The following is a 23,722-nucleotide window of genomic DNA, read 5'->3' as shown; positions in this document are numbered from 1 at the left end:
TCTGACCACCAATCTCATGCATTGAGCATGCCGTCCGGATCGACCTCGACGGCATGAGGAACTTCCGCCCGGATGTGGAGTTGATGTTGTCGATTGACAGCATTGATGCTGCGGGAGCCTTCTCGAATGTCGAACAAATCCAACTTCTTCTCTTCCTTCGCAACCGCCGTCGCCGAGCTGTCGGGAAGGCCGTTCACCTTTATCGCAGCTCTGATGCTCGTCCTCGTTTGGGCAGTGTCCGGGCCATATTTCGATTATTCCGAAACGTGGCAGCTCGTGATCAACACGACGACCACCATCATCACCTTTCTGATGGTGTTTGTGTTGCAGAACAGCCAGAACCGTGACGGAAAGGCTTTGCAGGCCAAGCTTGACGAGCTCATTCTGACGAGTCAGGCCGCCAATAAATTTGTCGGCATCGAAAAGCTCGACGAGGGCGAGCTCAGGGAAATGAGCAAGACGCTTGCAGAAAAGGCCGAAAGCGTCGAGGAGAAGGCGGATGAGAAATCGGACGAGAAATCCGGCGCAGAGGCAACGTCCGGTTAGAGGCGCCCATCTCCTCACACTCGCTTCGCCGAAATCTGGTCTTGATGTTGCTGCCGCATCTCTTCAATGGCGTCGGCATCTTTCTTCTCGGCCGCGATCCAATGGTTTCCTGCCTCGCTTGATCGGATCAGTTCGTCGAGCTTGGCATGGAGTGCCTTCATGTCCCGATTTTGGGAGTGCTGCAGCAGCAGCAAAATAAGGAATGTGACGAGCGTGCCCACCATGTTGGTCAGCAGAAACCACTGCCGGGGAAAGGAAAATCTTAAACCGACTGCCGTCCATAGAGTTATGAACCCAATCAGCGCGACAGGAACCACACGGTGCCCTGCCCATGAAACGGCGAGGTCGGAAATCAGTCGAAAGCGCCAGCGCATATGGCTCTCCACAGTCCCATAAAGGAAGATGGAGCAGATCGTGGCCGTTTCCATCACCAGGCATGTCGCGATTATTCAGATGCGCTTTGGCGTTTCACGTCTTCATACGCTCCTCTACCGGCTTTAGCGTGGCGTGCGTGCTTTTCGTCAGGCTGACTGCCGAGCCGAGGACTGGGGCGCGCCGTTGAGACCGCGCCCCCCTCAGTTAGAGGCGGGATGTGACGACGAGATCTTCCTCTGCGTCGCGTTGCGATCCTCCCAGAGCCGCAGCCGCAGCGGCTATGAAGGCGCCAACCAGAAGCGACAAGGATCCCAGCAATGCCGTGGTCGAGGCGGCTTTTCGTGCCTCGTCGGCAGCCTTCTGCGTGGCGGCCTTAGCGTCGTCGATACGCTTCAGCACCGCATCCACGCGGGCGCGTGCATCGGCTTCGGAGAGACCGGTCCGCGCAGAGACGATGGTGGCAAGATAGGCCTTGTCCTCATCTGGAACTTGCCCTTCGGCAGCGCCTTTGAGGAGGATGCGGGAGACTTCCGACGTTGCCGCAGCATCGTTGGATGTCGCTGCCGCACGCGCCTGGTCAGGGCGTAGCAATGCGTCGGTAAAATAGGCGGTGGAAAGATCCAGCGGCGAGGTTGACGACGTTGCTGCTGCCGTACCGGCGGCCGCGGCGGTCGAGCCTACGGCTTGCGCGGCCGATCCTACCGCCTGTGCACCGGCGCCGGCGAGCGACGTCAGCGACGACGCAAGAAATCCGGCGACGAAGATGGTTGCCAGAGCCCAGCTTAGGAAACCATGCGCGGTGTCGCGGAAGAAAACCTCGTCGGTGTGGACGGCGGCCCATTTTGTGCGCAAGCGGCCGGTTACATAGCCTCCGAGCGCGGAGGAGAGCCATTGCACGAGAACGAGCCAGATCGCCGCTGTGATGCCGAGCGTGCCGAGCGAACTGCTTTGTCCCGACCAGGGCGACACCATCGTCAGTCCAAGGCCGGATCCCAGAAGAAGAAGGATGAGGGTTACTCCGATGGCGGCGGCCGCGCCACCGAAGATGGGTCCCCATGTCATGGCGGATTTAGAGGATTCGACCGGAGTGGCAACCTCTCCGGAACCTGTCATTGAAACCGACATGATCCGTTCCTATCGCATAAACAGAGCCAGAAGAATGATGATCGGCAGTGGAACACCAAGCAGCCAAAGTAGAATACCGCGACCCATGAGAGACCTCCTGTCAAAGGCGACGTTACGTGGTTGATGCCACACAACTTTTAACGATGGCGTTTTGTTCCCGCCGGTGGAAGCGGTCGGTTTGAAGCGCGCGGTTGCCTGTCAATCGCGCGGCAGCATTTGAAGGAGCAGCAGATTGCCGGAGCGGTTGCCGCATCCTTGGCATTGAAGGCGTTTGCCAAGACTGGCGAGAGACAGGTTCTGGCCGCAGCGCCGGGCAATATTCCGCCGCTCGATAAGCATCTGGCGGCGACATGCGTGGCAACGGGCATACATGACGAACCACTCCGGCAACGTCGCCAATGTTGCCTTTTCGATTTCGACGGAGTGGCGATCAGGAGGCGCGAGGCCGATACCGCGACGATGTCTCATGGCCTTTCAACGGTCGTTGTCCGTTCACAGGCCATGCCGCGGCTCACGCCTTTATCTCTCAGGGCGAGCTGAAGTCGGAGGTGACGGCAATCCAGCAGCAGCGTTGTAATGGCGGCACGGACGTCCCCTTGGTGAAAAGCGACAACTGCGTCGACTTCTCCTCTCAACGTTTCTTCTGCTAATTTCTCGGCTGCCTGCGGACGCACGACCTCGATCTCCTTCAGAGCTTCCAATCCTATTTTCATTTGCGCCCTACCGATGTTCCTATTATGTTCTCATCCACCTTCGAGTCAAGAATGAAGGCGTTTCCGCCGTTCGTTCGGTCATCGGCCGAGGCGGTGAGCGACGCAGGGACGTTCCTGTACGTTTTCGAACTGAAACAATCTCTAGAGGCTTTTGTTTGCTGCCTATCGGCAATGAAGCAGCGAGGAGATATCCAATGCTTCTGAGAATGATGGCAGTAGCAGCAATCACGATTGGCCTGGCAACGTCGGCAATGGCGCAATCAGGTGGAGGCTCGGGATCGGGCAGCGGCAGCGGCGGCGGAGCCTCAGGTTCCGGGAGCGGCACCATGTCTGGTTCGGACGCCAGCGGTTCCGGCAACACGAACTCCAGCGGTGCCGGCGCAAATACGACTGTCGGCGCCGGTGCGACCGGTGCGAACGGATCCGGCGGCGATCCGAACGACTGTCAGCGCCAGCAGGCCGGCGGCACCGGCAACCCGGCTCCCACCTCCGGCAATAGCTCGACACAACCTGATGCGGCAAATGCATGCCGCTGAAAGCTCGAGCCGCTTCGTCAACTTGCCCCGGAAGTCAGTATCGCTTCCGGGGCGCCATATGCGTTGTGCTATCTTTCAATACCGCGAGGATGGCCGACGATATGAACGTATTGCACGCATAATTTTTAACGACCCGCACGAATTTTCGCGGCTGAAGCTGACGTCCGTTGAGAGTTGCGCCTATATCTTCAGCCGCAGAGTGATTTCGGAGGAGTTCCGGAAATGCTCCCGTGGTTCTGGAAGAAGGGACTCTCGCTTACCGAGCGCAGCGGAAATGGGAGAAGTATTCATGAACAGATTTCGAGCATTCTTAGCGGCCGGAGCAATTGGCCTGTCGGTCATTGCCTCAGCTTGCTCGACGCCGCCAAATTCATATGGCTCGGCATCGGGATACCAGCCTGGCGATTCCATGAACCCGGCCTGCGCCGACGGCTTCCGGCCCGGCGACGGCCGTTCGTGCAGCTATTAGAGAGGGAGCCGCTTCAAATCCGATGTCTGGGGTCGGACGACCAAAATTGCGAGAACAAAGCGCTCGATCCGACATGCTGAACACCCAATCGGAGCCTCCAGCCGCTCGAGGCGGAGTCTTGCCACTCGCTGCCCGTACGAAGAATGTTGATTCTGTACTGGCTGGCCGCCTGCCGAAGCGGAACCCTTATCGCTCATCTCCGTTCCTCTTTCCTACGACAGGAGGAATGAGCCATGGATTGGAACCGCGTCGAAGGCAATTGGAAGCAGATGAAAGGCAAGGTCAAGGAGCAGTGGGGCAAGCTGACCGACGACGATCTTGACGTCATCAACGGTAAGCGCGATCAGCTCGAAGGCAAGATCCAGGAGCGCTACGGCTACGAGAAAGACCGTACCCGGCGAGACATTGACGACTGGTATAATCGCCAGACCTGGTAAGTCGCATTATCGGAGCACGGATCGGTAACTCGGCACGCCCAAATTAATGGGCGTGCCATTTTCACATCTTATCGACCTTATGCCGGCGGTCAGGCAGCAGCGCCGGGCGCGCTCCCTCGATAACCGGTCGCCGCCGGCTGACTGCCCGTGTGCGCTTGCTCTGAACACCGATGGCCGGCTCGAGCACCACCCGCGGCCAAACCAGCGGTGCGTCGTCTGGTGTTTTTGTGAGCGGGCCGTCGTTCATCGGAGGTTAATGCTTGTTAACCCAGAATCGCAGCTTGAAAGGATGCGCCGATGAAGATGCTTTTTTCCTCGCTTGCAGCCATTGTCTTGTCTGCATCTTTCGCCCTGCCGCTTAACGCCGCGCCGATCGTCGTGCCGAAAGCGGTAGCTATACACACCGCCGACGTCGAGCAGGTCGAACACCGTCGCCACGGAAATGGTCATGCGTATGGCCACTGGAAGAAACACCGGTACGCTTACCGCGACTGCCGGTATTACGGCTCGTGCTATCGTCCGCGTTATTACGGCTACCGCGACTATCACGGCTATCGCGACTATTATGGCTATCGCGACGATTACCCCTATCCCCGTCGGTCAGGTGTGACCGTTTATTTTGACTTTTAGTCGGCAGCACTAACGGCAACTGCCCTCGGCATGAAAACATGCAGTAGGGTGACCTGCGCCGATGCCTGTCTGGATCTGCCCAGCTGCGGTGCGAGGGAGTGAAGGTCTCGGACAGGGAAGGGAGCTATCAGCAGTAGCCACTGAACTGTCGCAAAAGAGAAGGATCGGGCGAATGCCAGCGCCGACCCTTCTTTTGCATTAGCACGGCCCAGTACATCCGTGGTTACCAGCAAAAGCTTCAGATAGACCGAATCCACGCGCCTTGGGAACTTTCGCAAGGTTCAGGCGGGTGCGGATTTAGGACTAGGCTAGAGGAGTGCCTTGCCGCCTACGGTCGGTGTGCCGCCAATGGCGGATTTAATGTTGGGATAAATCAGTGACAGAAAAATTATAGCCTAGGCGACGGCAACATATGACTTCAAAATTGGGTGAAAGCGGGGAAGTAAGTGCCTGCCTTCGGAATGCTCAACAAAACAGGCACTTATTTCTAGAATTGGCTCCCCGGGCCGGATTCGAACCGGCGACCTGTCGATTAACAGTCGAATGCTCTACCGCTGAGCTACCAGGGATCACTGCTTGGCGCGGTGTGAGTGGGCTAATACAAATGCTTGTCCGATTTGCCAAGCGGTTTTTTCAAAAAAATGAAATGAACTTGTATTTGGACAGTCTGCGCCCATCTCTGGGAAATGACAAATAGGAATGATCGCCAAGAGACAACGAGCAGCGAAAAGCGCAGAAGGCGGGCAGGGCGCTTCGGTATCGACCACGTAAACCACAGGCTTATGCTCGGCTCCTTCAGCATTGGCATGCCGCACTCACGCATCGGACGGATGGCAATCGGTGCGGCCCTGGTTTTCTGTGGATTGCTGGGCTTCCTGCCGGTCCTCGGTTTCTGGATGCTGCCGCTCGGCCTCCTAGTGCTTTCGCATGATCTTTCCATCGCCCGCCGGCTTCGGCGCCGGCTGGCAGTCTGGTGGCACAGGCGGCGAACGCCGGCCGGCTAACGGCGGTCGCGGGAGACGCCCTGCGGAACGTGGATCGTTTTCGGCATTGGTGGTTTATGGAGCTGAAACGCACCACGATGATCCGGGTGAGGATATGAAGCCATTTTTTATTGCAGTTTTCTCGGTAGCGGCGATGGTCTCAGCCAGATCAGCCGAGGCCCAGGCCGTCGACAGCCGGGGTTTTGACGCGAGCGGTATCTGCCGCCGCCCCGAAGGGTGCGTCATCGATCAAGGCGAAGGCTGGTATAACGGGCCTCGCAACTATCGCAATTTTAACGGCCGTAATGAGCGCGACGGCAGGAACGACCGCGGTCGGGACGATCGCCGCTACCGCTCCCTGAACAGGACCTCGCTTGAAAGCGTCGGCATCATCGTCGGCTGATCACACGGGCCCGCCGTCGAGTTCGAGCTGCATGGATCCGGATGATTGCGATTCTAATTCGATCTCAGTTCGCTTTCCTCGAAAATCCCGCCATGGCCCGAATCCAGCTCGGTTGCCATCAACACACTGCAGGCGGCAAGAAGCAGAACGAGCTTCAGTCCGTGGACGACCATCGAGACCGGTTGTCGACGGGCCGGTGAGACGCGCGATGGCGCGATATAATACCGGTAATAGAAGTGCGGATCGTTCGTTTCCAGAAGGTTCTGGTAGACATGTGGCGGAATGTTCGCATGTTTCACCGGCGCGGAACCGGCGAACTTTACGTGGAGATCCCGGGTCTCGGCATCATATGCCGCACGTCCCTGCCTTTCTTTGAGGGCAGCCCATTCCATCGCAGCTCCTATCCCTCCCACGGCGATAAGATGGCGGGCAGGCGCTCTAAGTCAAGTTGGGAATTTGTCCAAATGCCGCCGGTGGTTTTTCATGTCCCGAGTGGCAGGCAATTCACCAGGATCGGCCGGCGTCGAAATCTTCGCACTCTTCCTCTGTCATCTGGCGGTGAACAAACTTGCCGTCGACGACCTTGCGCATCACGTGGCCGGTGATCGGCATCTTCGTGTTGATGTCGATGACAGTTTCGGTAACGAGGGCGTAGCCCCACTCGTCTTCCTTGCCTCCGTTCACATAGATCCTCGAGAGGCGCTTGAGCGTGGCAAGGATTGAAAAAAAGATGTCTTTGGCAGTCCCGCCGAATGTCGCGTCGTGCATGATTTCTCCCCAGAAAATGGGGATCAACCAAATCGGTTCGCATTGCAATCGTAACTATTTGGGGTGTTGCCGAAGGGCTGGACTTTTATTGGTATGTAGTTAACCCGCTATCATCATCCAAGCGTGGAGCGGGTCACGCAGGATTTTCCGCTAACGCCTGTTCGGAATGAAAAAAGGATCACATTCAGAATGAAAGGTCTTGCGCTCATTCTAGAGCTGGTCTAAATCGCGGCCACCACACGATATTTTTCGATGTCGGTCACAGGTGAGGCCTCGTGGCGGAGTGGTGACGCAGAGGACTGCAAATCCTTGTACCCCGGTTCAATTCCGGGCGAGGCCTCCAATTTCTCCTCATCGCTGTAAAGGGTTGCGAAACCTCGCGGATTTCGAGGCGATCGCTCGGCTATTTTACGGTCAAGCGCACCCAACCCGCGTCCCCGCCTCGGATGGTCAGCGGACTCCATGCAAGCTGCGCCGGAGTGCGCTTCGGCGCTCGATCTCCTCAGGTCGTCTCACCGTCCAGCAGCCCGCAGCAAAAGATGCCGACGAGCGCTGCGACGATAAGAAAATCGAACAGCGTGAAATACTCGAAAATCGCAGACATTGGCCTGCTCCTCCTATTCACTCCGCTGCAAATTATAACATGAGGGGGCGGGGCATATCACGCTTGCGTTGCAGCGCCCTGCCTCCTGTGGCGAGAAGGAGCCGCCTGGCGGATTCTTTTCGCCGACCGTTGCCAAGCCTTGAAAGCATCCGTGGCGGAGATTAAGAGACGAGGGACAGGAACCGCTTTTCAAGAGCGAGAGGACATGATGGATTTCGAAGCAGCGCGCGCAAAGATGGTCGACACCCAAATCCGCACCACGGATGTTACCTCGCATTCCGTGCTGACGGCTTTTCTCACCGTGCCGCGCGAGGCTTTCGTGCCGGAGAAATCAAAGCTGCTGGCCTATATCGACAACGACGTCGAAATATCACCCGCCGCGCCGGGCAAGCCGGCCCGCTTCCTGATGGAGGCCTCACCGCTCGCCAAGCTGCTGCAACTGGCCACCATCGGCAAAGACGATTTCGTGCTCGAGGTCGGGTGCGGCACGGGATATACATCGGCGCTGCTGTCGATCATCGCCGGCTCGGTCATTGCTCTTGAATGCGACGAGGCGCTGGCTGCCGAAGCGAAGGCAAACCTTGCCGGCTATGGCAAGATCGAGGTCGTGACCGCTCCCCTCGAAGAAGGCTATGCCGCCGGCGCTCCCTATGATCTGATCTTCGTCAACGGCGCGGTCGAGGAGGTTCCGGCCGCTCTTCTCGGGCAGTTGCGCGATGGCGGCCGTCTGGTCACGGTCGAAGGCTATGGCAATGCCGCTCGCGCCAAGGTCTTCGTCGCCGAGCGCGGCGCCATCTCGGAAAACGTCTTCTTCAACGCTTCAGTCAAGCCACTGCCGGGTTTTGCCAAGGCGCGCGAATTCGTTTTCTGACGTCGTTCTCCCTGGTGAATTCGAGCGACGGGCGCCATTGGCGCCCGTTTCCGTCAGTGCTGCCGGAAAGCCTTCACAAACATAATTTATCCTGTTGTCGTCCCGGATGGCGGGCGGCAAACATTGGGTAACAAAACTGTGCATGGCCGCATTCATTTGATTCTCGATGATTTTTTTCGCGTCTGGGGTATTCTAAGGTCGTGGTGATTCGGATGAACGCTCCACACCGTCCGATCGTTGTGTTGGGATAACGGGGATAGATATGGCTCAGCCAAGTGTAGCGCGTGAACCGTCCATGGAAGAAATTCTGGCCTCCATCCGCCAGATCATCGAAAGCAATGAACCCGGCGCCGGCAAGGCGATTTCAGCTTCCGTGCCGCCGGTTTACGGCGCTGACGACGACGACAACGGCTCCGAAATCCACCTGACGGTGGATGACACCTATGCCGGCGTCGAGTTTCCCGAACCGGCCATGCGCTCGTCCGATCCGCGTTTCGTCGCCGCCAATTCGGCCGGCACCGCCCCTGAGACCGAAGCTCCGGCCCGCGCGTTGTCGCTTGCCGATGTCGCGGCCCGCGTGCGCGCCGCCTCCGAGCGCAGCGCCGTGCAGGCCGGTCAAGCCTTGCGCGAAATTCCGAGCGGCTTCCGCCAGCCGGAGCCGCAGCCGGCCGTCCTGCCGGAGCCGCCGCGCGCTGCAAGTCCGCAGCCGCAGCCGGCACAGCCTGTTTTTACTGCTGCCGCAGCACCCGTTTCCTCTGGTCCCGTCCGGCAGCCGCTTGAGCCGGCGCTTGCCGAAACACCGCGGGTCGCCGTCGCCGATCAAGCCGCGGCTGCCGCCGAAACTGCGCCACGGGCTTTGGAACCCGCTCCTTCATCGACCGAGCGTTTCCTGCCGAGCGTTGTCGAGGAGGTCCAGCCGGCCCTGCTTTCGGAAGATGCCGGTCTGCAGATCAGCCGCTCCTTCGAGGAGCTTGCCGCGGCGATCGACGGTGCCGAGCGTCGGTCGCTGGACGAGATTGCCGAGGACATGCTGCGCCCGATGCTGCGCGAATGGCTTGATGACAATCTGCCGACGCTGGTCGAACGGTTGGTGCGCGAGGAAATCGAGCGCGTGGCGCGCGGCCCGCGCCGCTGATCGGATTGATTTTTGCTGGAAAAGCCGCTCCGGTCTCCGGGGCGGCTTTTTTATTGACTTGGCCGTGGCCATCCTATTTACAACCCCCCATCCTCGAACCTCGAAATTGGTCAGAAAATGCTCGACAAGACCTATGATTCCGCCGCAGTCGAACCGAAAATCGCCGCGAAATGGGATGAGGCGGACGCCTTCCGCGCCGGCGCGAACGCCAAACCGGGGGCCGAGACCTTCACCATCGTGATCCCGCCGCCAAACGTCACCGGTTCGCTCCATATGGGGCACGCGCTGAACAATACGCTGCAGGACATCATGGTGCGCTTCGAGCGCATGCGCGGCAAGGACGTGCTCTGGCAGCCGGGCATGGATCACGCCGGCATCGCCACCCAGATGGTCGTCGAGCGCAAGCTGATGGAGCAGCAGCTGCCGGGCCGCCGCGAGATGGGCCGCGAAGCCTTCATTGACAAGATCTGGGAGTGGAAGGCGGAATCGGGCGGTCTGATCTTCAACCAGCTGAAGCGCCTCGGCGCGTCCTGCGACTGGTCACGCGAGCGCTTCACCATGGACGAAGGCCTGTCGCAAGCCGTTCTCGAGGTTTTCGTCACGCTCTATAAGGAAGGCCTGATTTACAAGGACAAGCGCCTCGTCAATTGGGACCCAAAACTCCTGACGGCGATTTCCGACATGGAGGTCGAACAACACGAGGTGAAGGGTCATCTCTGGCATCTGCGCTATCCGCTCGAGCCCGGCGTCACCTATCAATATCCGATCGCCTTCGACGAGGAAGGCAAGCCGACTGAGTTCGAGACGCGTGACTATATCGTTGTCGCCACGACGCGGCCGGAGACGATGCTCGGCGATACCGGCGTTGCCGTGAATCCCGAAGACGAGCGTTACAAGCCGATCATCGGCAAGCATGTGATCCTGCCGATCGTCGGCCGCAGGATACCGATCGTCGCCGATTCCTATGCTGATCCGACGGCCGGCACAGGTGCGGTGAAGATCACGCCTGCCCATGATTTCAACGACTTTGAAGTCGGCAAGCGCGCGAAGCTGCGGGCGATCAACGTCATGAACGTCGATGGCACCATTGCCATCAAGGACAATGAGGATTTCCTTGAAGGTCTCGACAATCCGGCGGCGCTGCATGGCGCCTGGGACCGTCTGGAAGGGCAGGACCGCTTCTATGCACGCAAGGTCATCGTCGAGATCTTCGAAGAGGCCGGCCTTCTCGACAAGATCGAACCGCACAAACATATGGTCCCGCATGGCGACCGCGGCGGCGTGCCGATCGAGCCGCGGCTGACGGAACAATGGTTTGTCGACAACAAGACATTGGGTCAGCCTGCCCTGGAGTCCGTTCGCGAGGGAAGGACCAGATTTATTCCCAGGAACTGGGAAAACACCTACTTCAATTGGCTGGAGAACATCGAACCGTGGTGTATCTCCCGCCAGCTCTGGTGGGGCCATCAGATTCCCGCTTGGTACGGTCCCGACGGCCAAGTCTTCGTCGAAAAAACCGAGGAGGAGGCGCTGCAGGCGGCGATCCAGCATTACCTCTCGCATGAGGGGCCGATGAAGGCCTATGTCGAGGACCTGCTCGAAAACTTCAAGCCTGGCGAAATCCTGACGCGGGATGAGGACGTGCTCGACACATGGTTCTCTTCTGCGCTCTGGCCTTTCTCGACGCTCGGCTGGCCCGACGAGACGCCGGAGCTTGCGCGTTACTACCCGACGAATGTCCTCGTCACCGGTTTCGATATCATCCCGTTTTGGGTCGTTCGCATGATGCAGATGGGCCTGCATTTCATGAAGGACGAGAATGGCGATTCCGTCGAACCCTTCCATACGATCTATATCCACGCACTGGTGCGCGATAAGAACGGGCAGAAGATGTCGAAGTCGAAGGGCAACGTCATCGACCCGCTGGAACTGATCGACGAATACGGCGCCGACGCGTTGCGCTTCACCCTGGCGATCATGGCCGCACAGGGCCGTGACGTGAAGCTCGATCCGGCCCGCATCGCCGGCTACCGCAATTTCGGCACCAAGCTCTGGAACGCCACGCGTTTTGCCGAGATGAACGGTGCTAAGAGCGATCCGCACTTCGTTCCGGAGGCCGCCGAGCTCACCATCAACCGCTGGATCCTGACGGAGCTTGCCCGTACGGAACGTGACGTAACGGAAGCGCTTGAAGCCTTCCGCTTCAACGATGCCGCCGGCGCGCTCTACCGTTTCGTCTGGAACGAAGTCTGCGACTGGTATCTCGAGCTTCTGAAGCCGGTCTTCAATGGCGATGACGGGGGCGCCAAGGCCGAAGCCCAGGCCTGCAGCGCCTATATTCTCGAAGAGATCTATAAGCTCTTGCACCCCTTCATGCCCTTCATGACCGAAGAGCTTTGGGCGCATACCGCAGGCGAAGGCAAGGAGCGCGACACGCTGGTGTGCCATGCCGAATGGCCGGCGCCGTCCTATGCCGATAACGCAGCCGCCGACGAGATCAATTGGCTGATCGACCTCGTCTCAGGCATCCGCTCCGTGCGCGCCGAAATGAATGTGCCACCGTCGGCGACCGCCCCGCTGGTCGTCGTCAAGGCCAACAATCTCACGCGCGAAAGGCTGTTCCGCCACGACGCCGCCATCAAGCGGCTTGCCCGCGTGGAAGCGATATCTCTTTCCGACGATGCGCCGAAGGGCGCGGCTCAGATCGTCGTTGCCGAAGCCACTGTCTGCCTTCCGCTCGGCAATCTGATCGATCTTTCCGCTGAAAAGGCCCGTCTGGAAAAGGCGATTGCCAAGATGGATGGCGAAATCGCTCGCATTAATGGCAAGCTTTCCAACGAGAAGTTCGTCGCCAATGCCAACCCCGAGGTGGTCGAGGCCGAGCGCGAGCGTCTCGATGAGTTGAAGGGGCAGATCGCCAGCTTGAAAACCGCCCTTTTGAGGGTGACCGAAGCCGGATAAGTTTTGTCGCCGATTTTGGTAATTTATATCAAGGACGCGCCCCCATCGGGCGCGTCTTTTGGTTTTTGGGGCGCTTCTGATTCGGTCTTGAACGCTGCTGATTTCAGGGGCTGAGCCCGTGGATTTTGGCTCTGCGGTTATCCATTTGGTGAAAACTGTCACTGTTGTTGGATTGATACAGCATTTGCAATGTTTGGAATGAAAACCCAAACGCCAAACTCAAAATTGATAACTCTAGTATAATATTCTATTAACCGGATTTTTTGACGTGTCCGTCAATTTCTTTACGTAAGTTAGCCGCTGCAATGCCTGGGAGCGACGCCGTGGGGCGCGTTGCCATGTCGAGCGAACGCTTACTAAAGTGGCGTACATCAATTGCTGGAGTGGGGGAGACACAATGGCATCGCGTATGTTTTCCAAGGGCGTAACGTCGCTCGTTCTTCTTTCGTCGCTTGCCGCGCCGTCCTTTGCCGGCGGCCTGGAGCGCGGCGGCTATAACATCGATCAGCTGTTCGATACGTCGCCTTTCTCATTTCAGTCGGGTGTGACCTACGTCACGCCGCAGCGCAAGCTGAAGGATGTCCGAGACACGAATACGTCGATACTTACAGGGGGCGGCAATCTGAACAGCCGTCCAGACACGGCTGACGACACCTCAAATTACACCATCCCCTATATTGGTTTTAAGGCTGGTTTTGGCGATGCAGTCGACTGCCTCGTTGACTATTCGGAGCCCTTCGGCGCGCACACCGACCCCGGCCTGAACTGGGCCGGCGCCAATGATAACATTGAGACAAAGATCAAAACACGCAACTATGGCGGCACCTGCTCCTATCGTTTTGATGTTGGCCCTGGGCAGCTTCGCTTCATTGGCGGTGCTTTTTATCAGGAAGTCGAAGGCTTCAAGGAACGTCTGGTTTCAACGCTTCCGCTTCTGCTCGGGACCGGAACCGGCGTGGGTCGTCTGGATATCGATGACAGCGGTTGGGGCTGGCGCGCCGGCATCGCTTATGAAATCCCGGAATATGCGATGCGTGCGAGCCTGGTCTATAACAGTCGCGTCAAGTACGATGACCTGTCCGGGACCGTCGATCTCCGTCAGGTTCCGGTGGTGCCGTTATACGGGGGCTTAGTCACACCTGTTTCCGGCTCCGCCGAAGCGCCGGATTCGCTGGAGTTGAAGCTGCAAAGCGGAATCGCTCCGGATTGGCTTGCATTCGGCTCGGTTAAATGGACGAATTGGAGCGTGCTGCAGTCGGTAGCATTCTGCCCGACCAACGGTTTGCCTTGCCCCGCGGGTGGTCTAACCTCGCTCGACCTTCTTTATCGTGATGGTTGGACGATCTCCGGCGGTGTCGGCCACAAGTTCAATGAACAATGGGCCGGTGCAGTCAGCCTGACATGGGACCGCGGCACAAGCCAAGGCTATGGCGCCCAGACAGACAGCTGGACGCTCGGTCTCGGCGCGGCCTATACGCCCACGGAGCATATCGAATGGCGCTTTGCAGGGGCCGTGGGCGTGTTGACGAGCGGTTCGTCTGGTGCTGTGACCCGGAATGGCGTCACATATGGAGATGATGTCTCCTATTCCTTTGACGATGATCTGGTCGCTGCACTGTCGACAAGCATAAAGATCAAGTTCTAATTCCACGTTTTGAAGAATTGAGGAGCCCGGCGCTGCCGGGCTCTTCTTTATGTGCGCCCATTAATCATGTTATTTTCTGGTCTCGTTTTGTGACGATTCAGCAACAGTTTTTTACGACGAATGGCGTATGGTGGCGATGGGGTGAATTTGTCCATTTCCCGCCACAAAGAGAGCGCAGCGGTATTTGCGGGCGAGGTGATGGCAGACTTACGGTGCGTGTAATCAGTAGCATGAGTCGATTTTTTTCCGGTAACAGCAGATCGTACGCCGCAAGTGGCGACAGCCGCATGATTGCGGCCGTTTTTCTTTCCGGACAAGGCTGTTCCGGCCACAAGTTCGACCTCAAGATCACGCCGTCGATCCATCCATCATCGTCGTTGTCTGCCCGTTCGCACAGGCAGGCGGGCTTCGCGGCAGATGTCGATACCGGTTTGGTCACATTTGCTATTTACGAATGCGATAAAGGCGGGAAGGCGGATGCCGCGCCCGCCGAAAGAGCGCCAGGAAGATTGCAGTCGGGCCATGCCGGGAGCCGGGTGGTCGTGAATGATGTGCTGAAAATTCGGCCTTTGGGAAAAGGCCTATGGGCTGGATGCGACGCGGGCAAAGGGGCCATGGAGCCCGCCGCGGGATCGCTCGCCTCGAAAGTATACATCCGCGGTATGTCCGGCGTTAGCGCCGGCTGCGCGCGATGAGCGAAAGAAATCGGTTGAAATGGTAACGTCCGAGTTCAAACTGTTCAAATTCATGCTGGTGAGCATGTGGGTGGCAATATCGCTGTCCGGTCCGGTTCATGCTTTCGACATCAAGAGCGACGTCAGCAAGGAGTCCGGTCCTTTCGATCTGTTCAAGTTCGGCTTCAAGGCCTATAAGAACGGACAGAAGGAGGAGGCGGTAGAAGCCTACAAATACGCCGCCGAAAAGGGTCATACCGGTTCGCGCTGGGCGCTCGCCAACATGTATGCCGATGGTGACGGCGTCACCCAGGACGATTTCGAAGCCTTCAAGATCTATAGTGAGATCGCCCAGCAGGGTGTCGAACCCGGCTCGGAAGACACAGGCTTCTTCGTCAACGCTCTTCTCTCGCTCGCCAATTACTACAAGCACGGTATTGCCGGCAGCCCTGTCAAGATCGATCTCACTCAGGCGCGCCAGCTTTATTTCCAGGTGGCCTCCACCTTTGGCGTTCCCGAAGCACAGTTCCAGCTGGCGCAGATGATGCTGGCCGGCGAGGGCGGTAGTTCCAGCCCGCAGCAGGCGAAAAAGTGGTTGAACCAGGCCCGCAAGAGTGGCCATCCCGGTGCCATGGCCGTTTTCGGAAACATCCTTTTCGACGAAGGCCAGACGGCTCGCGGTCTGGCGCTGATGACCGCCGCTCTCGATCGCTGCAAGCCGAAGGATTGCAGCTGGATGGAAGCGCTGCAGGAGCAGGCCTTCTCGGTTGCCAATGAGGCCGACCGTCGCACGGCAGTTTCGCTGTCGCACGCCATTGCGAGCGGTTCCGACTGACGCTTTCCGTTCAGCGCCACGCTGCATTCAAACCCACGCGTCTCCATCGCGCGCCCTGAAATGATGCGCTGCCATGGGCTCGGAGTGTCAGGCCGCGAAATCGAAATAGGCGATCACCGGTACATGATCGGACGGCTTTTCCCAGGCCCGCACATGTTTTTCGATAGAAGCCGACGTCATCCGGTCGGCTGCTTCCGGTGACAGCAGCAGGTGGTCGATGCGGATGCCGTTGTTCTTCGGCCATGCACCCGCCTGATAATCCCAGAAGGAATAGAGACGCGTCGCGTCCGTCGTCGCGCGCACTGCATCGATCAAGCCGAGATTTTCGAGCCTGCGGAAGGCCTGCCGCGTCTGCGGCAGAAACAGCGCATCGCTTTCCCAGACCCTGGGATCGAAGCAGTCGTGCGGTTCGGGGATGACGTTGTAATCGCCGGCAAGCACCAGCATCTCTTCATAGGCCAGCCGTTCGGCCGCAAAGCTCCTCAGACGCTCCATCCAGGCGAGCTTGTAGGGGTATTTCTCGGTGTCAACGGGATTGCCGTTCGGGAGATAGATGCAGCAGACGCGCAGGATGCGGCTGTCGGGCAGTGTGAACACCGCTTCCAGGAAACGCGCCTGTTCGTCTAGCGGGTCGCCGGGCAGACCGCGGTTGACTTCAAAAGGTGAAGTCTTGGAGAGGATCGCGACGCCGTTGAATCCCTTCTGGCCGTGCGTCTCGACATGATAGCCGAGCGCTTCGATCTCCAGCCGGGGAAAGCCTTCGTCGACCGTCTTGATCTCCTGCAGGCAGACGATATCGGGATCGGAATCCTTGAGCCATTGTGTGAGATTGTCGATGCGCGCCTTGACGCCGTTGATGTTCCAGGTCGCGATCTTCATGCTCTGTCCCGTTCGCTAGGGCATGTCACGCAAAAACGTGCGGCGGTTTTGCGATTGACGACATGCGGAAAACCAAAGAGCTAAAGCGTGGGCCAAGCGAATCTGAAAGATCGCGACGCGCTTCAGTGCGCTCCTTTTATCGCGGTCTTTCGCCGCTGGACAAGCCGATAAACCGGCTGGAAGGAATTCTTCCGCCGGTCGTTGGGGACAACGTTCTGCGTTCGGATATTCAGATCGAGAAGCTGGTGCCGCAGCCGCAGCTTGCCACCGCATTCGGGTTCTTGATCTGGAAGGATTGGCCAAGCAGATTGTCGACGAAGTCGATCTCGGACCCTGCCATATAGACGAGCGACAGGCTGTCGATCAGCACCTTCGCGTCGTTCTTTTCGACGACGATGTCGTCATCCCCAGCGCTGTCGGCAAGATCGAACTTGTAGGAAAAGCCCGAACAGCCGCCGCCTTCGACGGAAACGCGCAGCGCGCTCTTGCCGGCCTCAGCACTGATGATGGCGGCGATACGCTTTGCCGCGGCATCCGAAAGAGTTACACTCGTATCCGTCATATTTCCTCCTGCCGGGGTCAAGATCCGGAGAGAATGGGTTTTGGCACTCGAATGTTCAAATGCCTGATATCAAAGGAACTTACCATGATCTTCGCAAAAAGGCCATGATGCGCCGAAGCGGTCGGCGAATGCCGCTTTGCCGTTTCGTCGGGCTATAGGTATGAAGAGGGCAAAGCGGCGTCAATGGGCAGATGCGGCAACAGGCAGAATGACGGTGAAGAATGACGATTGACAGGCGGGCTTTAGGTTTCGGCGGCAGCGAGAGGGCGGTCTATGCGGCCGACCCGTGGACGACGCGTGGGCGCCTCTATCCGGAAGACAGCAGTCCGACTCGCTCCGATTTCCAACGCGACCGCGACCGCATTGTTCATACAACCGCCTTCCGCCGGCTGAAGCACAAGACCCAGGTCTTCATCGCCCAGGACGGCGATCACTACCGCACCCGGCTGACGCATACGATCGAGGTGGCGCAGATTGCCCGCGCGCTTGCCCGCGCCCTGAAACTTGACGAGGATTTGGCCGAGGGCGTGGCGCTGGTGCACGATTTCGGCCACACTCCGTTCGGCCATACCGGCGAGGACGCGCTGCACGAGGTGCTGCTGCCCTATGGCGGCTTCGACCACAATGCCCAATCGCTGCGCATCGTGACCAAGCTCGAGAGGCGATATGCCGAATTCGACGGCATCAATCTGACATGGGAAAGCCTCGAAGGCCTGGTCAAACACAATGGTCCGCTGCTGACGCCGGAAGGGGCCGGCACGCGCGGTCCGGTTCCGCAGCCGATCCTCGATTATTGCGAACTGCACGATCTCGAACTCGCAACCTATGCCAGCCTGGAAGCCCAGGTCGCGGCGATTGCCGACGACATCGCCTACAACACACACGATATCGACGACGGCCTGCGCTCCGGTTATCTGAGTTTCGGCATGCTGGAGGAAATCCCCTTTCTTGCGGGATTGATGGCCGAGGTGAGGGGGCGCTATCCGCATCTGGAACCGAGCCGCTTCACCCACGAGATCATGCGCCGCCAGATCACCCGCATGGTCGAGGACGTCATCGGCGTTGCGCAGGAGCGCCTTTCACTCCTTCGTCCCGAGAGCGCAGCCGACATTCGCGGCGCCGACCGGGTTATCGCCACCTTTTCCGAAGGGATGGCCGAAACCGACAGGCAGATCAAGGCAATGCTCTTCAAGCGCATCTACCGCAATCCCGATATTATGCGCATCCGCGCCGGTGCTGCCCAGATCGTCACGGATCTCTTTGCCGCCTACATGGCCAGTCCCAAGGAGATGCAGAGCCATTACTGGGTCGATCATATCGCCGGGCTCGCCGACGCGCCCAAGGCTCGCCATGTCGGCGATTACCTCGCTGGCATGACCGACACCTATGCGATCAGTGCCCACAGGCGATTGTTTGACCACACTCCGGATTTGCGATAGGCAGCGGTCGCCCGCCGAAGGCCGATTTGCCCCTTTGGCACAGCCTATGCATGGAAGAGTGCGATGAACCTTTTTACCGACTTCGAAGCCCGGATCAAAACCGCCCTTGAACAGATCGATCTGGTCAGGGAAAAGCGATCTGAGCTCGATTTCGGCCGCATCACGGTCGAACCGCCGCGCGATGTGAGTCATGGCGACGTTGCGACCAATGCCGCGATGGTGCTGGCAAAGCCGCTCGGCACCAATCCTCGCGCCCTTGCGGATGTCCTCATCGCCAAGCTTAAGGAGGACGCCGACGTCGCCGATGTTTCGGTGGCCGGTCCCGGTTTCATCAACATCCGTCTCGCCGTCGGCTATTGGCAGCGGCTGCTGGCTTCCGTCATCGGCGCCGGCACCGACTACGGCCGCTCGACCCTAGGCCAAGGCCGCAAGGTCAACGTCGAATATGTCTCGGCCAATCCGACTGGCCCGATGCATGTCGGCCATTGCCGCGGCGCCGTCGTCGGCGATGCGCTCGCCAACCTGCTCGCCTTTGCCGGTTACGGCGTCGAGAAGGAATATTACATCAACGACGCCGGTTCGCAGATCGACGTGCTCGCCCGGTCGGTCTTCCTGCGTTATCGCGAAGCGCTGGGTGAACGGATCGGCGAAATCCCGTCGGGTCTCTATCCGGGCGACTATCTCGTGCCCGTCGGCCAGTCGCTTGCCGCCGATTACGGTGTCCGGCTGCACAATATGCCGGAAGAGGAATGGATGCCGATCGTCAAGGATCGCACGATCGATGCGATGATGGCGATGATCCGCGAAGATCTGGCGGCGCTGAACGTCCATCACGATATCTTCTTCTCCGAGCGCGCCTTGCATGCCAATGGCGCAGCGGCGATCCGCACGGCGATCAACGACCTGACCTTCAAGGGGTATGTCTACAAGGGCACGCTGCCGCCGCCGAAGGGGCAGGTTGCCGAGGACTGGGAAGATCGCGAGCAGACGCTGTTCCGGTCGACCGAAGTGGGCGACGACATGGACCGGCCGCTGATCAAGTCGGACGGCTCCTACACCTACTTTGCCGCCGACCTCGCCTACTTCAAGAACAAGTTCGACCGCGGCTTCGAGGAGATGATCTATGTGCTCGGCGCCGACCATGGCGGCTACGTCAAACGCCTGGAAGCGGTTGCGCGCGCGGTCTCGGAAGGTAAGGCGAAGCTGACCGTGCTGCTCTGCCAGCTCGTCAAACTCTATCGCAACGGTGAGCCAGTGAAGATGTCGAAACGCTCCGGCGATTTCGTCACGCTGCGGGATGTCGTCGAGGAAGTCGGCCGTGATTCGGTCCGGTTCATGATGCTCTATCGCAAGAATTCCGAACCGCTCGACTTCGATTTCGCCAAGGTGACGGAGCAGTCGAAGGATAATCCCGTCTTCTACGTTCAATATGCGCATGCCCGCTGCATGTCGGTCTTCCGGCAGGCGAGGGAGGCTTTTCCCGGCCTCGATGTTCCGCCAGAGGATCTTGCGAAAGCCGTTGCTGGCATTGAAGATCCGGCCGAATTACAGCTCGTCGCCAAGCTTGCCGAATTCCCGCGTGTGGTCGAGGCGGCGGCCCAGGCGCAGGAGCCGCATCGCATCGCTTTTTACCTCTATGACCTCGCCAGTTCCTTCCACGCACACTGGAACAAAGGTAAAGATCAGCCGGAATTACGATTTGTTAATGATAAAAACCGAGAATCAAGTATTGCCAGACTTGGGCTGGTGTACGCCGTCGCGTCGGTTTTGAAGTCGGGACTTGCCATTACAGGCACTGCCGCACCTGACGAAATGCGATAACGTCACCATTTACCCACAATGCGCTGGCATTTGAGCGTTGGCGTTTGCGAGTGGGATAGGCATGGCTGAGAAACAACTTGCGTATGATACGCGCGGAAAAGAAGATCTGTTTGCCGACGACGATCCGTTGGCCGAACTTGCCCGGATCGTCGGTTTCGAGCCGCGTGTTGCAGCGAATACCATAAGCGACGCCGCCCGGCGCGAACCCGCCTTCGATCTGGAAGACGAGCTCGGGCGGGAGTTCGATCGCTACGATTCACCGCGTCCGCTGGCCGAGCTCGATCGGCCGGCCGAGCCGATCTCCGACGGCTTCGCTTCCGAAGACTATGTCGAGCCCGTTCTCGATGCTTCTCCCGTAAACGCGGATGTTCCGGAGCCCGTCTCCGTTGGTCCCGTCGCCGCGGAAGAAGCTGCGCAACCTCCGGCTAGGAACTGGGAGGTAGCCGCCGCCGACCGAGCGGCCGGTCCCCACCAGCTGTCCATCGATCCTGTTTCCGAGGTGCCGACCCAAGCCGCTTTCGGCGGCGCCCGCGATCTGATCGAGGAACTTGAGCTGTCGATCGGTGCGGCGCCGGTCTCTTCACTGTCGCAGCCCGCCAAAGCCCCGCAATGGTCGGCCGCCAGCATCAGGCTGCCGCTCGCCAATTTCCACGCCCCGAAACGTGAGGAGCCGGTGGCAGTGGTCGAACCGGTCGCCGAAGTAGTCGCTGCGCCCGCAACTGAAGCAGTCGCTGAACCGGAGGCTGAAGCAGCGGTTGCCGATCTCGCCTCCGCCGAGCCGGAGCCCGTTATCGAGCAGCCGGCGCCCGTTGCGGCCGTCGAACCTCCCGAGGAGTTCGAGTCCGCAGCGCCGTCGTTCGGCTTTCCCGCCGAGCTCGATCGCCACGACGAGGCAATTGCACCGCAAGAAACTGCTGAAGCCCGGGAATTCATTGAAGTCGAGGATGATCTGGAAGAGATCGGCTCCGACGCCGGTTTCGATCTCGCGGCCGCCGTCGAGGGCGAGATCCAGGCCGATGCGGCGCTGACCGAGGTCGGACCTGAAGTTCCGCATACCGCCGGCACCTTCGATGTGGACGACCTGCTGGCCGACGTCTCGCGCTATCCCGTGCTCCGCCCGGTATTGCAGCGCGCCAATCTGGCGCCGGCTGCGCCGGAGCCCGCTCCCGTCGAAGTCGCCCCGATCACTGCCGCACCGGTTCAGTCAGAGGAGATCGCTCCGGCACCGGTCCTGTCCGCTCCGATCGAAATGGCGCCTGCCCATTCTGCCGAAGCCGCAAGGCCGGTCGCGCCGCAGCCTGCCGCAGTCATGCCGCCCCAGCCTGTCGCAACGGCCTATTCACGGGCGCCGCAGCCAGCGCAGGAAGCCGATGATCCCTTCGCGGGCCACGATTTCGAACTGGACCTCGCCGGTATCGAGCTGGAACTTGCCGATCTTGATTTTTCCGAAGCAGCCGAGCCTGCGCCGCAGCCAAAGGCGCAGCCGGCGCCCGCCGCGCCCCAGCAGGCAACGCGTGAGTACCCGCAGGCCGCTGTCCCGGCGCAGCCGGCGCCGGCCCTGGTTTCCGAGCAGCCGGCCCCAGATCCGGCTCCGGCTTTCAACTGGGCACCCGCTGCAGAGGCGTCCGCCGCTGAATCGACCGAAGATCTGCCCTTCGATCCGGCGATGATCTCCGATCCGGAGGATCGTCCCGAGACGGTGGAGGACATGCATGTGCCGGCGCTGCCGCCGGTCGAGCAGCCCGCTCCGGTCGCGAAAACTGCGGATTTCGATTTCGATCTCGATGCGGAGATCGCGAGCTTCTTCGAGCCGGCCAAGCCGCGGGATACGGCGGCGTCCGCCCGTAATATGGCTGCTGCTGCGGCAACGCCGGTCAAGCCGACGATAGCCGACGGTCTCGATGATTTCGAACGAGCGCTGGAGGAGGATTTCCGCCGCAGCGTGCGCGAGCCGGTCGAGCGCCGGGAAACCTCCGAGGTCCACATCGAGTCGGCAAGCCAGGCTGCTGATTTCAGCCGCGCCCGGTCGATGCGCCGGCTGCTGGCCGGGGCCGTGGTATTGGTGGTCTTCGCTGGGGTCGGTTATGGCGTTTATTCTTCCGTCTCGAACGGCGTAGGGCTTGGTATTGTCGCATCCGGCGAGCCGCGTGTGATCACCGCGGACAAGGAGCCGGTCAAGGTCGTTCCGGAAAATCCCGGTGGTAAGACGGTTCCGAACCAGGATAAGGCCGTCTACGACCGCGTTGCGGGTTCTGCCGAGGAGCCCAAGCAGAAGGCGCTCGTCTCCTCGGACGAGGCGCCGGTCGATGTCGTCCAGCGCACCTTGACGCCGGAGGCATTGCCGGAGGATGACGAGAACGCCGGCGCTGACGATCGTGTCACGCCGACCGCGGTTGGCGAAACGGAGGATCCGCGTCTGCTGCCGAACCACGCCAACGCGGACGACAATTCCGCAAGCGACGCTGACAAGGCGCCATCTGTTTCGCCGCGCAAGGTCCGCACGATGATCGTCAAGCCTGACGGCACCCTGGTCGCCCGTGAGGAGTCCGCGCCGGTCGACCAGCCGACGCCGCCTGCTCAGCCGATGCCGTCTGCCCAGACGCCAGTGACGGCGCAGTCCGCCCCGTCTGCGCCGTCGGCCCCGATCGCGCCGCCGGTCGCCGGAACGGCTGCAAGCTTCCCGGCAAGCGCCGAGATTGCTTCCGCCGATGCGCGTTCTGCAGCACCAGTTCAAGCTGTGCCGGCGCAGCCGTCGCCTGCCGCAAGTGCCGATGAGCAGGCGGCAAATCCCGCACCGGTCGATGCGCCGGTACGGCCGGTCAAGACGGCAACGATCGCCGATACGGCCCCGGTTCCGATCGCCCGCCCGGCCGAGCAGCCCGTCAACGTCGTCGGCACGGTTACCGATAAAGGTAACGTCCGCACGCCCGCGCAGCAGCCGAAGCCGACGCAGGTCGCCGCCGCAACGCCGGCCGCCGCCCAGCCGCAGCAAGCCGCATCTGCAGGCGGCTACGGCCTCCAGATAGCTTCGCTGCCGTCGGAGGATGAGGCCAATAAATCTTATGCAAACCTGTCGAAGAAATTCGCCGGCGTGCTTGGTGGCCGCGCCCATGAAATCCGCAGGGCAGATATCGCCGGTAAGGGCACTTTCTACCGTGTCCGCATCCCGGTCGGCTCCAAAGATGAAGCCGCAGCGCTTTGCGAAAAGTATCGCGCCGCCGGGGGAAGCTGCCTGATTTCCAAGTAACATTGAGCCATTTGAATTATGAGAGCGGCGAGCCGGATCGGCCCGCCGCTCTTTTTTGTGCATC

24 protein-coding genes and 2 tRNA genes are annotated in these 23,722 nt (G+C 59.8%); 17 read left to right on the top strand and 9 right to left on the bottom strand.

All coding sequences use genetic code 11. From position 1 onward, the window contains the following. Positions 1-14: 14 nt before the first annotated feature. Positions 15-143 (bottom strand): hypothetical protein, encoded by a 129-nt coding sequence (locus PH551_RS15125; RefSeq protein WP_259668362.1) that lies wholly within the window; start codon positions 141-143, stop codon positions 15-17. Here PH551_RS15125 and PH551_RS15120 point away from each other — a divergent pair. Beyond that, entirely contained in the window at positions 127-546 is a 420-nt protein-coding gene (locus PH551_RS15120; protein WP_085777911.1) for a low affinity iron permease family protein, read from the top strand. The two genes, PH551_RS15125 and PH551_RS15120, sit on opposite strands and share 17 nt — an antisense overlap. 14 nt (positions 547-560) lie before the next feature. Here the strand turns inward: PH551_RS15120 and PH551_RS15115 are convergent, their stop codons facing one another. The 3 genes from PH551_RS15115 to PH551_RS15100 all read right to left on the bottom strand — a co-directional run bounded on the left by PH551_RS15115 (position 561) and on the right by PH551_RS15100 (position 2,747). Further along, positions 561-920 carry a low affinity iron permease family protein gene (locus PH551_RS15115; protein ID WP_085777912.1) on the bottom strand — a complete coding sequence of 120 codons (360 nt, stop codon included), beginning with the start codon at positions 918-920 and terminating at the stop codon, positions 561-563. Between the two features lie 205 nt (positions 921-1,125). Beyond that, entirely contained in the window at positions 1,126-2,046 is a 921-nt protein-coding gene (locus tag PH551_RS15110) for a hypothetical protein (protein WP_285193588.1), read from the bottom strand. Positions 2,047-2,510: 464 nt separating this feature from the next. Further along, positions 2,511-2,747, bottom strand: coding sequence for a hypothetical protein (locus PH551_RS15100; RefSeq protein WP_085780048.1), 237 nt, complete (start codon positions 2,745-2,747; stop codon positions 2,511-2,513). A 206-nt stretch (positions 2,748-2,953) separates the two neighbouring features. On the opposite strand from PH551_RS15100, the gene PH551_RS15095 reads away from it, so the two are divergent. The 4 genes from PH551_RS15095 to PH551_RS15080 all read left to right on the top strand — a co-directional run bounded on the left by PH551_RS15095 (position 2,954) and on the right by PH551_RS15080 (position 4,831). After that, positions 2,954-3,295 (top strand): oxidoreductase, encoded by a 342-nt coding sequence (locus tag PH551_RS15095; protein WP_221157469.1) that lies wholly within the window; start codon positions 2,954-2,956, stop codon positions 3,293-3,295. A 289-nt stretch (positions 3,296-3,584) separates the two neighbouring features. Beyond that, on the top strand, positions 3,585-3,764 hold the full coding sequence (locus PH551_RS15090; RefSeq protein WP_085777915.1) for a hypothetical protein: 180 nt from the start codon (positions 3,585-3,587) through the stop codon (positions 3,762-3,764). Between the two features lie 233 nt (positions 3,765-3,997). Continuing rightward, a complete protein-coding gene (locus tag PH551_RS15085) occupies positions 3,998-4,201 on the top strand; it encodes a CsbD family protein (RefSeq protein ID WP_009986102.1) in 204 nt (67 codons plus the stop codon). Between the two features lie 297 nt (positions 4,202-4,498). Continuing rightward, on the top strand, positions 4,499-4,831 hold the full coding sequence (locus PH551_RS15080) for a hypothetical protein (protein WP_285193586.1): 333 nt from the start codon (positions 4,499-4,501) through the stop codon (positions 4,829-4,831). A 494-nt stretch (positions 4,832-5,325) separates the two neighbouring features. On the opposite strand, the gene PH551_RS15075 is transcribed toward PH551_RS15080, so the two are convergent. Next, positions 5,326-5,400: transfer RNA gene (locus PH551_RS15075), tRNA-Asn, on the bottom strand. Positions 5,401-5,517: 117 nt separating this feature from the next. Between PH551_RS15075 and PH551_RS15070 the strand changes: the two genes are divergently transcribed. Together PH551_RS15070 and PH551_RS15065 are read left to right on the top strand one after the other, a co-directional pair. Continuing rightward, entirely contained in the window at positions 5,518-5,835 is a 318-nt protein-coding gene (locus PH551_RS15070; RefSeq protein WP_285193585.1) for a hypothetical protein, read from the top strand. 94 nt (positions 5,836-5,929) lie between these two features. Next, positions 5,930-6,217 carry a hypothetical protein gene (locus tag PH551_RS15065; protein ID WP_285193584.1) on the top strand — a complete coding sequence of 96 codons (288 nt, stop codon included), beginning with the start codon at positions 5,930-5,932 and terminating at the stop codon, positions 6,215-6,217. 53 nt (positions 6,218-6,270) lie between these two features. Here PH551_RS15065 and PH551_RS15060 read toward each other — a convergent pair whose 3' ends face one another. Both PH551_RS15060 and PH551_RS15055 read right to left on the bottom strand, forming a co-directional pair. Continuing rightward, on the bottom strand, positions 6,271-6,609 hold the full coding sequence (locus PH551_RS15060; protein ID WP_285193583.1) for a KTSC domain-containing protein: 339 nt from the start codon (positions 6,607-6,609) through the stop codon (positions 6,271-6,273). Between the two features lie 112 nt (positions 6,610-6,721). Further along, a complete protein-coding gene (locus PH551_RS15055) occupies positions 6,722-6,985 on the bottom strand; it encodes a hypothetical protein (protein ID WP_285193582.1) in 264 nt (87 codons plus the stop codon). 269 nt (positions 6,986-7,254) lie between these two features. Between PH551_RS15055 and PH551_RS15050 the strand changes: the two genes are divergently transcribed. The 7 genes from PH551_RS15050 (at position 7,255) to exoR (ending at position 15,710) form a co-directional block, all read left to right on the top strand. Beyond that, positions 7,255-7,328, top strand: a tRNA-Cys gene (locus PH551_RS15050). 466 nt (positions 7,329-7,794) lie between these two features. Beyond that, positions 7,795-8,460, top strand: coding sequence for a protein-L-isoaspartate O-methyltransferase family protein (locus tag PH551_RS15045; protein WP_285193581.1), 666 nt, complete (start codon positions 7,795-7,797; stop codon positions 8,458-8,460). A gap of 262 nt (positions 8,461-8,722) precedes the next feature. Continuing rightward, entirely contained in the window at positions 8,723-9,595 is an 873-nt protein-coding gene (locus PH551_RS15040) for a DUF2497 domain-containing protein (RefSeq protein ID WP_285193580.1), read from the top strand. Between the two features lie 117 nt (positions 9,596-9,712). Then, positions 9,713-12,556 carry a valine--tRNA ligase gene (locus tag PH551_RS15035; protein ID WP_183700903.1) on the top strand — a complete coding sequence of 948 codons (2,844 nt, stop codon included), beginning with the start codon at positions 9,713-9,715 and terminating at the stop codon, positions 12,554-12,556. A gap of 397 nt (positions 12,557-12,953) precedes the next feature. Continuing rightward, on the top strand, positions 12,954-14,201 hold the full coding sequence (locus PH551_RS15030; protein WP_285193579.1) for an OmpP1/FadL family transporter: 1,248 nt from the start codon (positions 12,954-12,956) through the stop codon (positions 14,199-14,201). A gap of 287 nt (positions 14,202-14,488) precedes the next feature. Then, positions 14,489-14,896 carry a hypothetical protein gene (locus PH551_RS15025; RefSeq protein ID WP_285193578.1) on the top strand — a complete coding sequence of 136 codons (408 nt, stop codon included), beginning with the start codon at positions 14,489-14,491 and terminating at the stop codon, positions 14,894-14,896. Between the two features lie 19 nt (positions 14,897-14,915). After that, positions 14,916-15,710, top strand: a complete 795-nt coding sequence (gene exoR / locus PH551_RS15020) for an exopolysaccharide production regulator ExoR (RefSeq protein ID WP_085777015.1) — start codon at positions 14,916-14,918, stop codon at positions 15,708-15,710. An 87-nt stretch (positions 15,711-15,797) separates the two neighbouring features. On the opposite strand, the gene xth is transcribed toward exoR, so the two are convergent. Further along, positions 15,798-16,589: an exodeoxyribonuclease III gene (gene xth / locus PH551_RS15015; RefSeq protein ID WP_285193577.1), complete on the bottom strand. Its 792-nt coding sequence runs from the start codon at positions 16,587-16,589 to the stop codon at positions 15,798-15,800. Positions 16,590-16,818: 229 nt separating this feature from the next. Continuing rightward, a complete protein-coding gene (erpA, locus tag PH551_RS15010) occupies positions 16,819-17,151 on the bottom strand; it encodes an iron-sulfur cluster insertion protein ErpA (RefSeq protein WP_064709130.1) in 333 nt (110 codons plus the stop codon). A gap of 221 nt (positions 17,152-17,372) precedes the next feature. Between erpA and PH551_RS15005 the strand changes: the two genes are divergently transcribed. The 3 genes from PH551_RS15005 to PH551_RS14995 all read left to right on the top strand — a co-directional run bounded on the left by PH551_RS15005 (position 17,373) and on the right by PH551_RS14995 (position 23,658). Beyond that, the gene (locus PH551_RS15005) at positions 17,373-18,590 is read left to right on the top strand and encodes a deoxyguanosinetriphosphate triphosphohydrolase (protein ID WP_285193576.1); all 1,218 of its coding nucleotides are present in this window, start codon (positions 17,373-17,375) and stop codon (positions 18,588-18,590) included. A gap of 63 nt (positions 18,591-18,653) precedes the next feature. Next, the gene (argS, locus tag PH551_RS15000) at positions 18,654-20,411 is read left to right on the top strand and encodes an arginine--tRNA ligase (RefSeq protein ID WP_285193575.1); all 1,758 of its coding nucleotides are present in this window, start codon (positions 18,654-18,656) and stop codon (positions 20,409-20,411) included. A gap of 61 nt (positions 20,412-20,472) precedes the next feature. Continuing rightward, entirely contained in the window at positions 20,473-23,658 is a 3,186-nt protein-coding gene (locus tag PH551_RS14995; protein WP_285193574.1) for an SPOR domain-containing protein, read from the top strand. Positions 23,659-23,722 lie beyond the last annotated feature (64 nt).

Origin of the sequence: Rhizobium atlanticum (assembly GCF_030182485.1) — a bacterium.
Taxonomy (GTDB): Bacteria; Pseudomonadota; Alphaproteobacteria; order Rhizobiales; family Rhizobiaceae; genus Rhizobium.
Note: the sequence above shows the minus strand (reverse complement) of the source record. Positions and strands in the feature narration are given on the sequence as shown.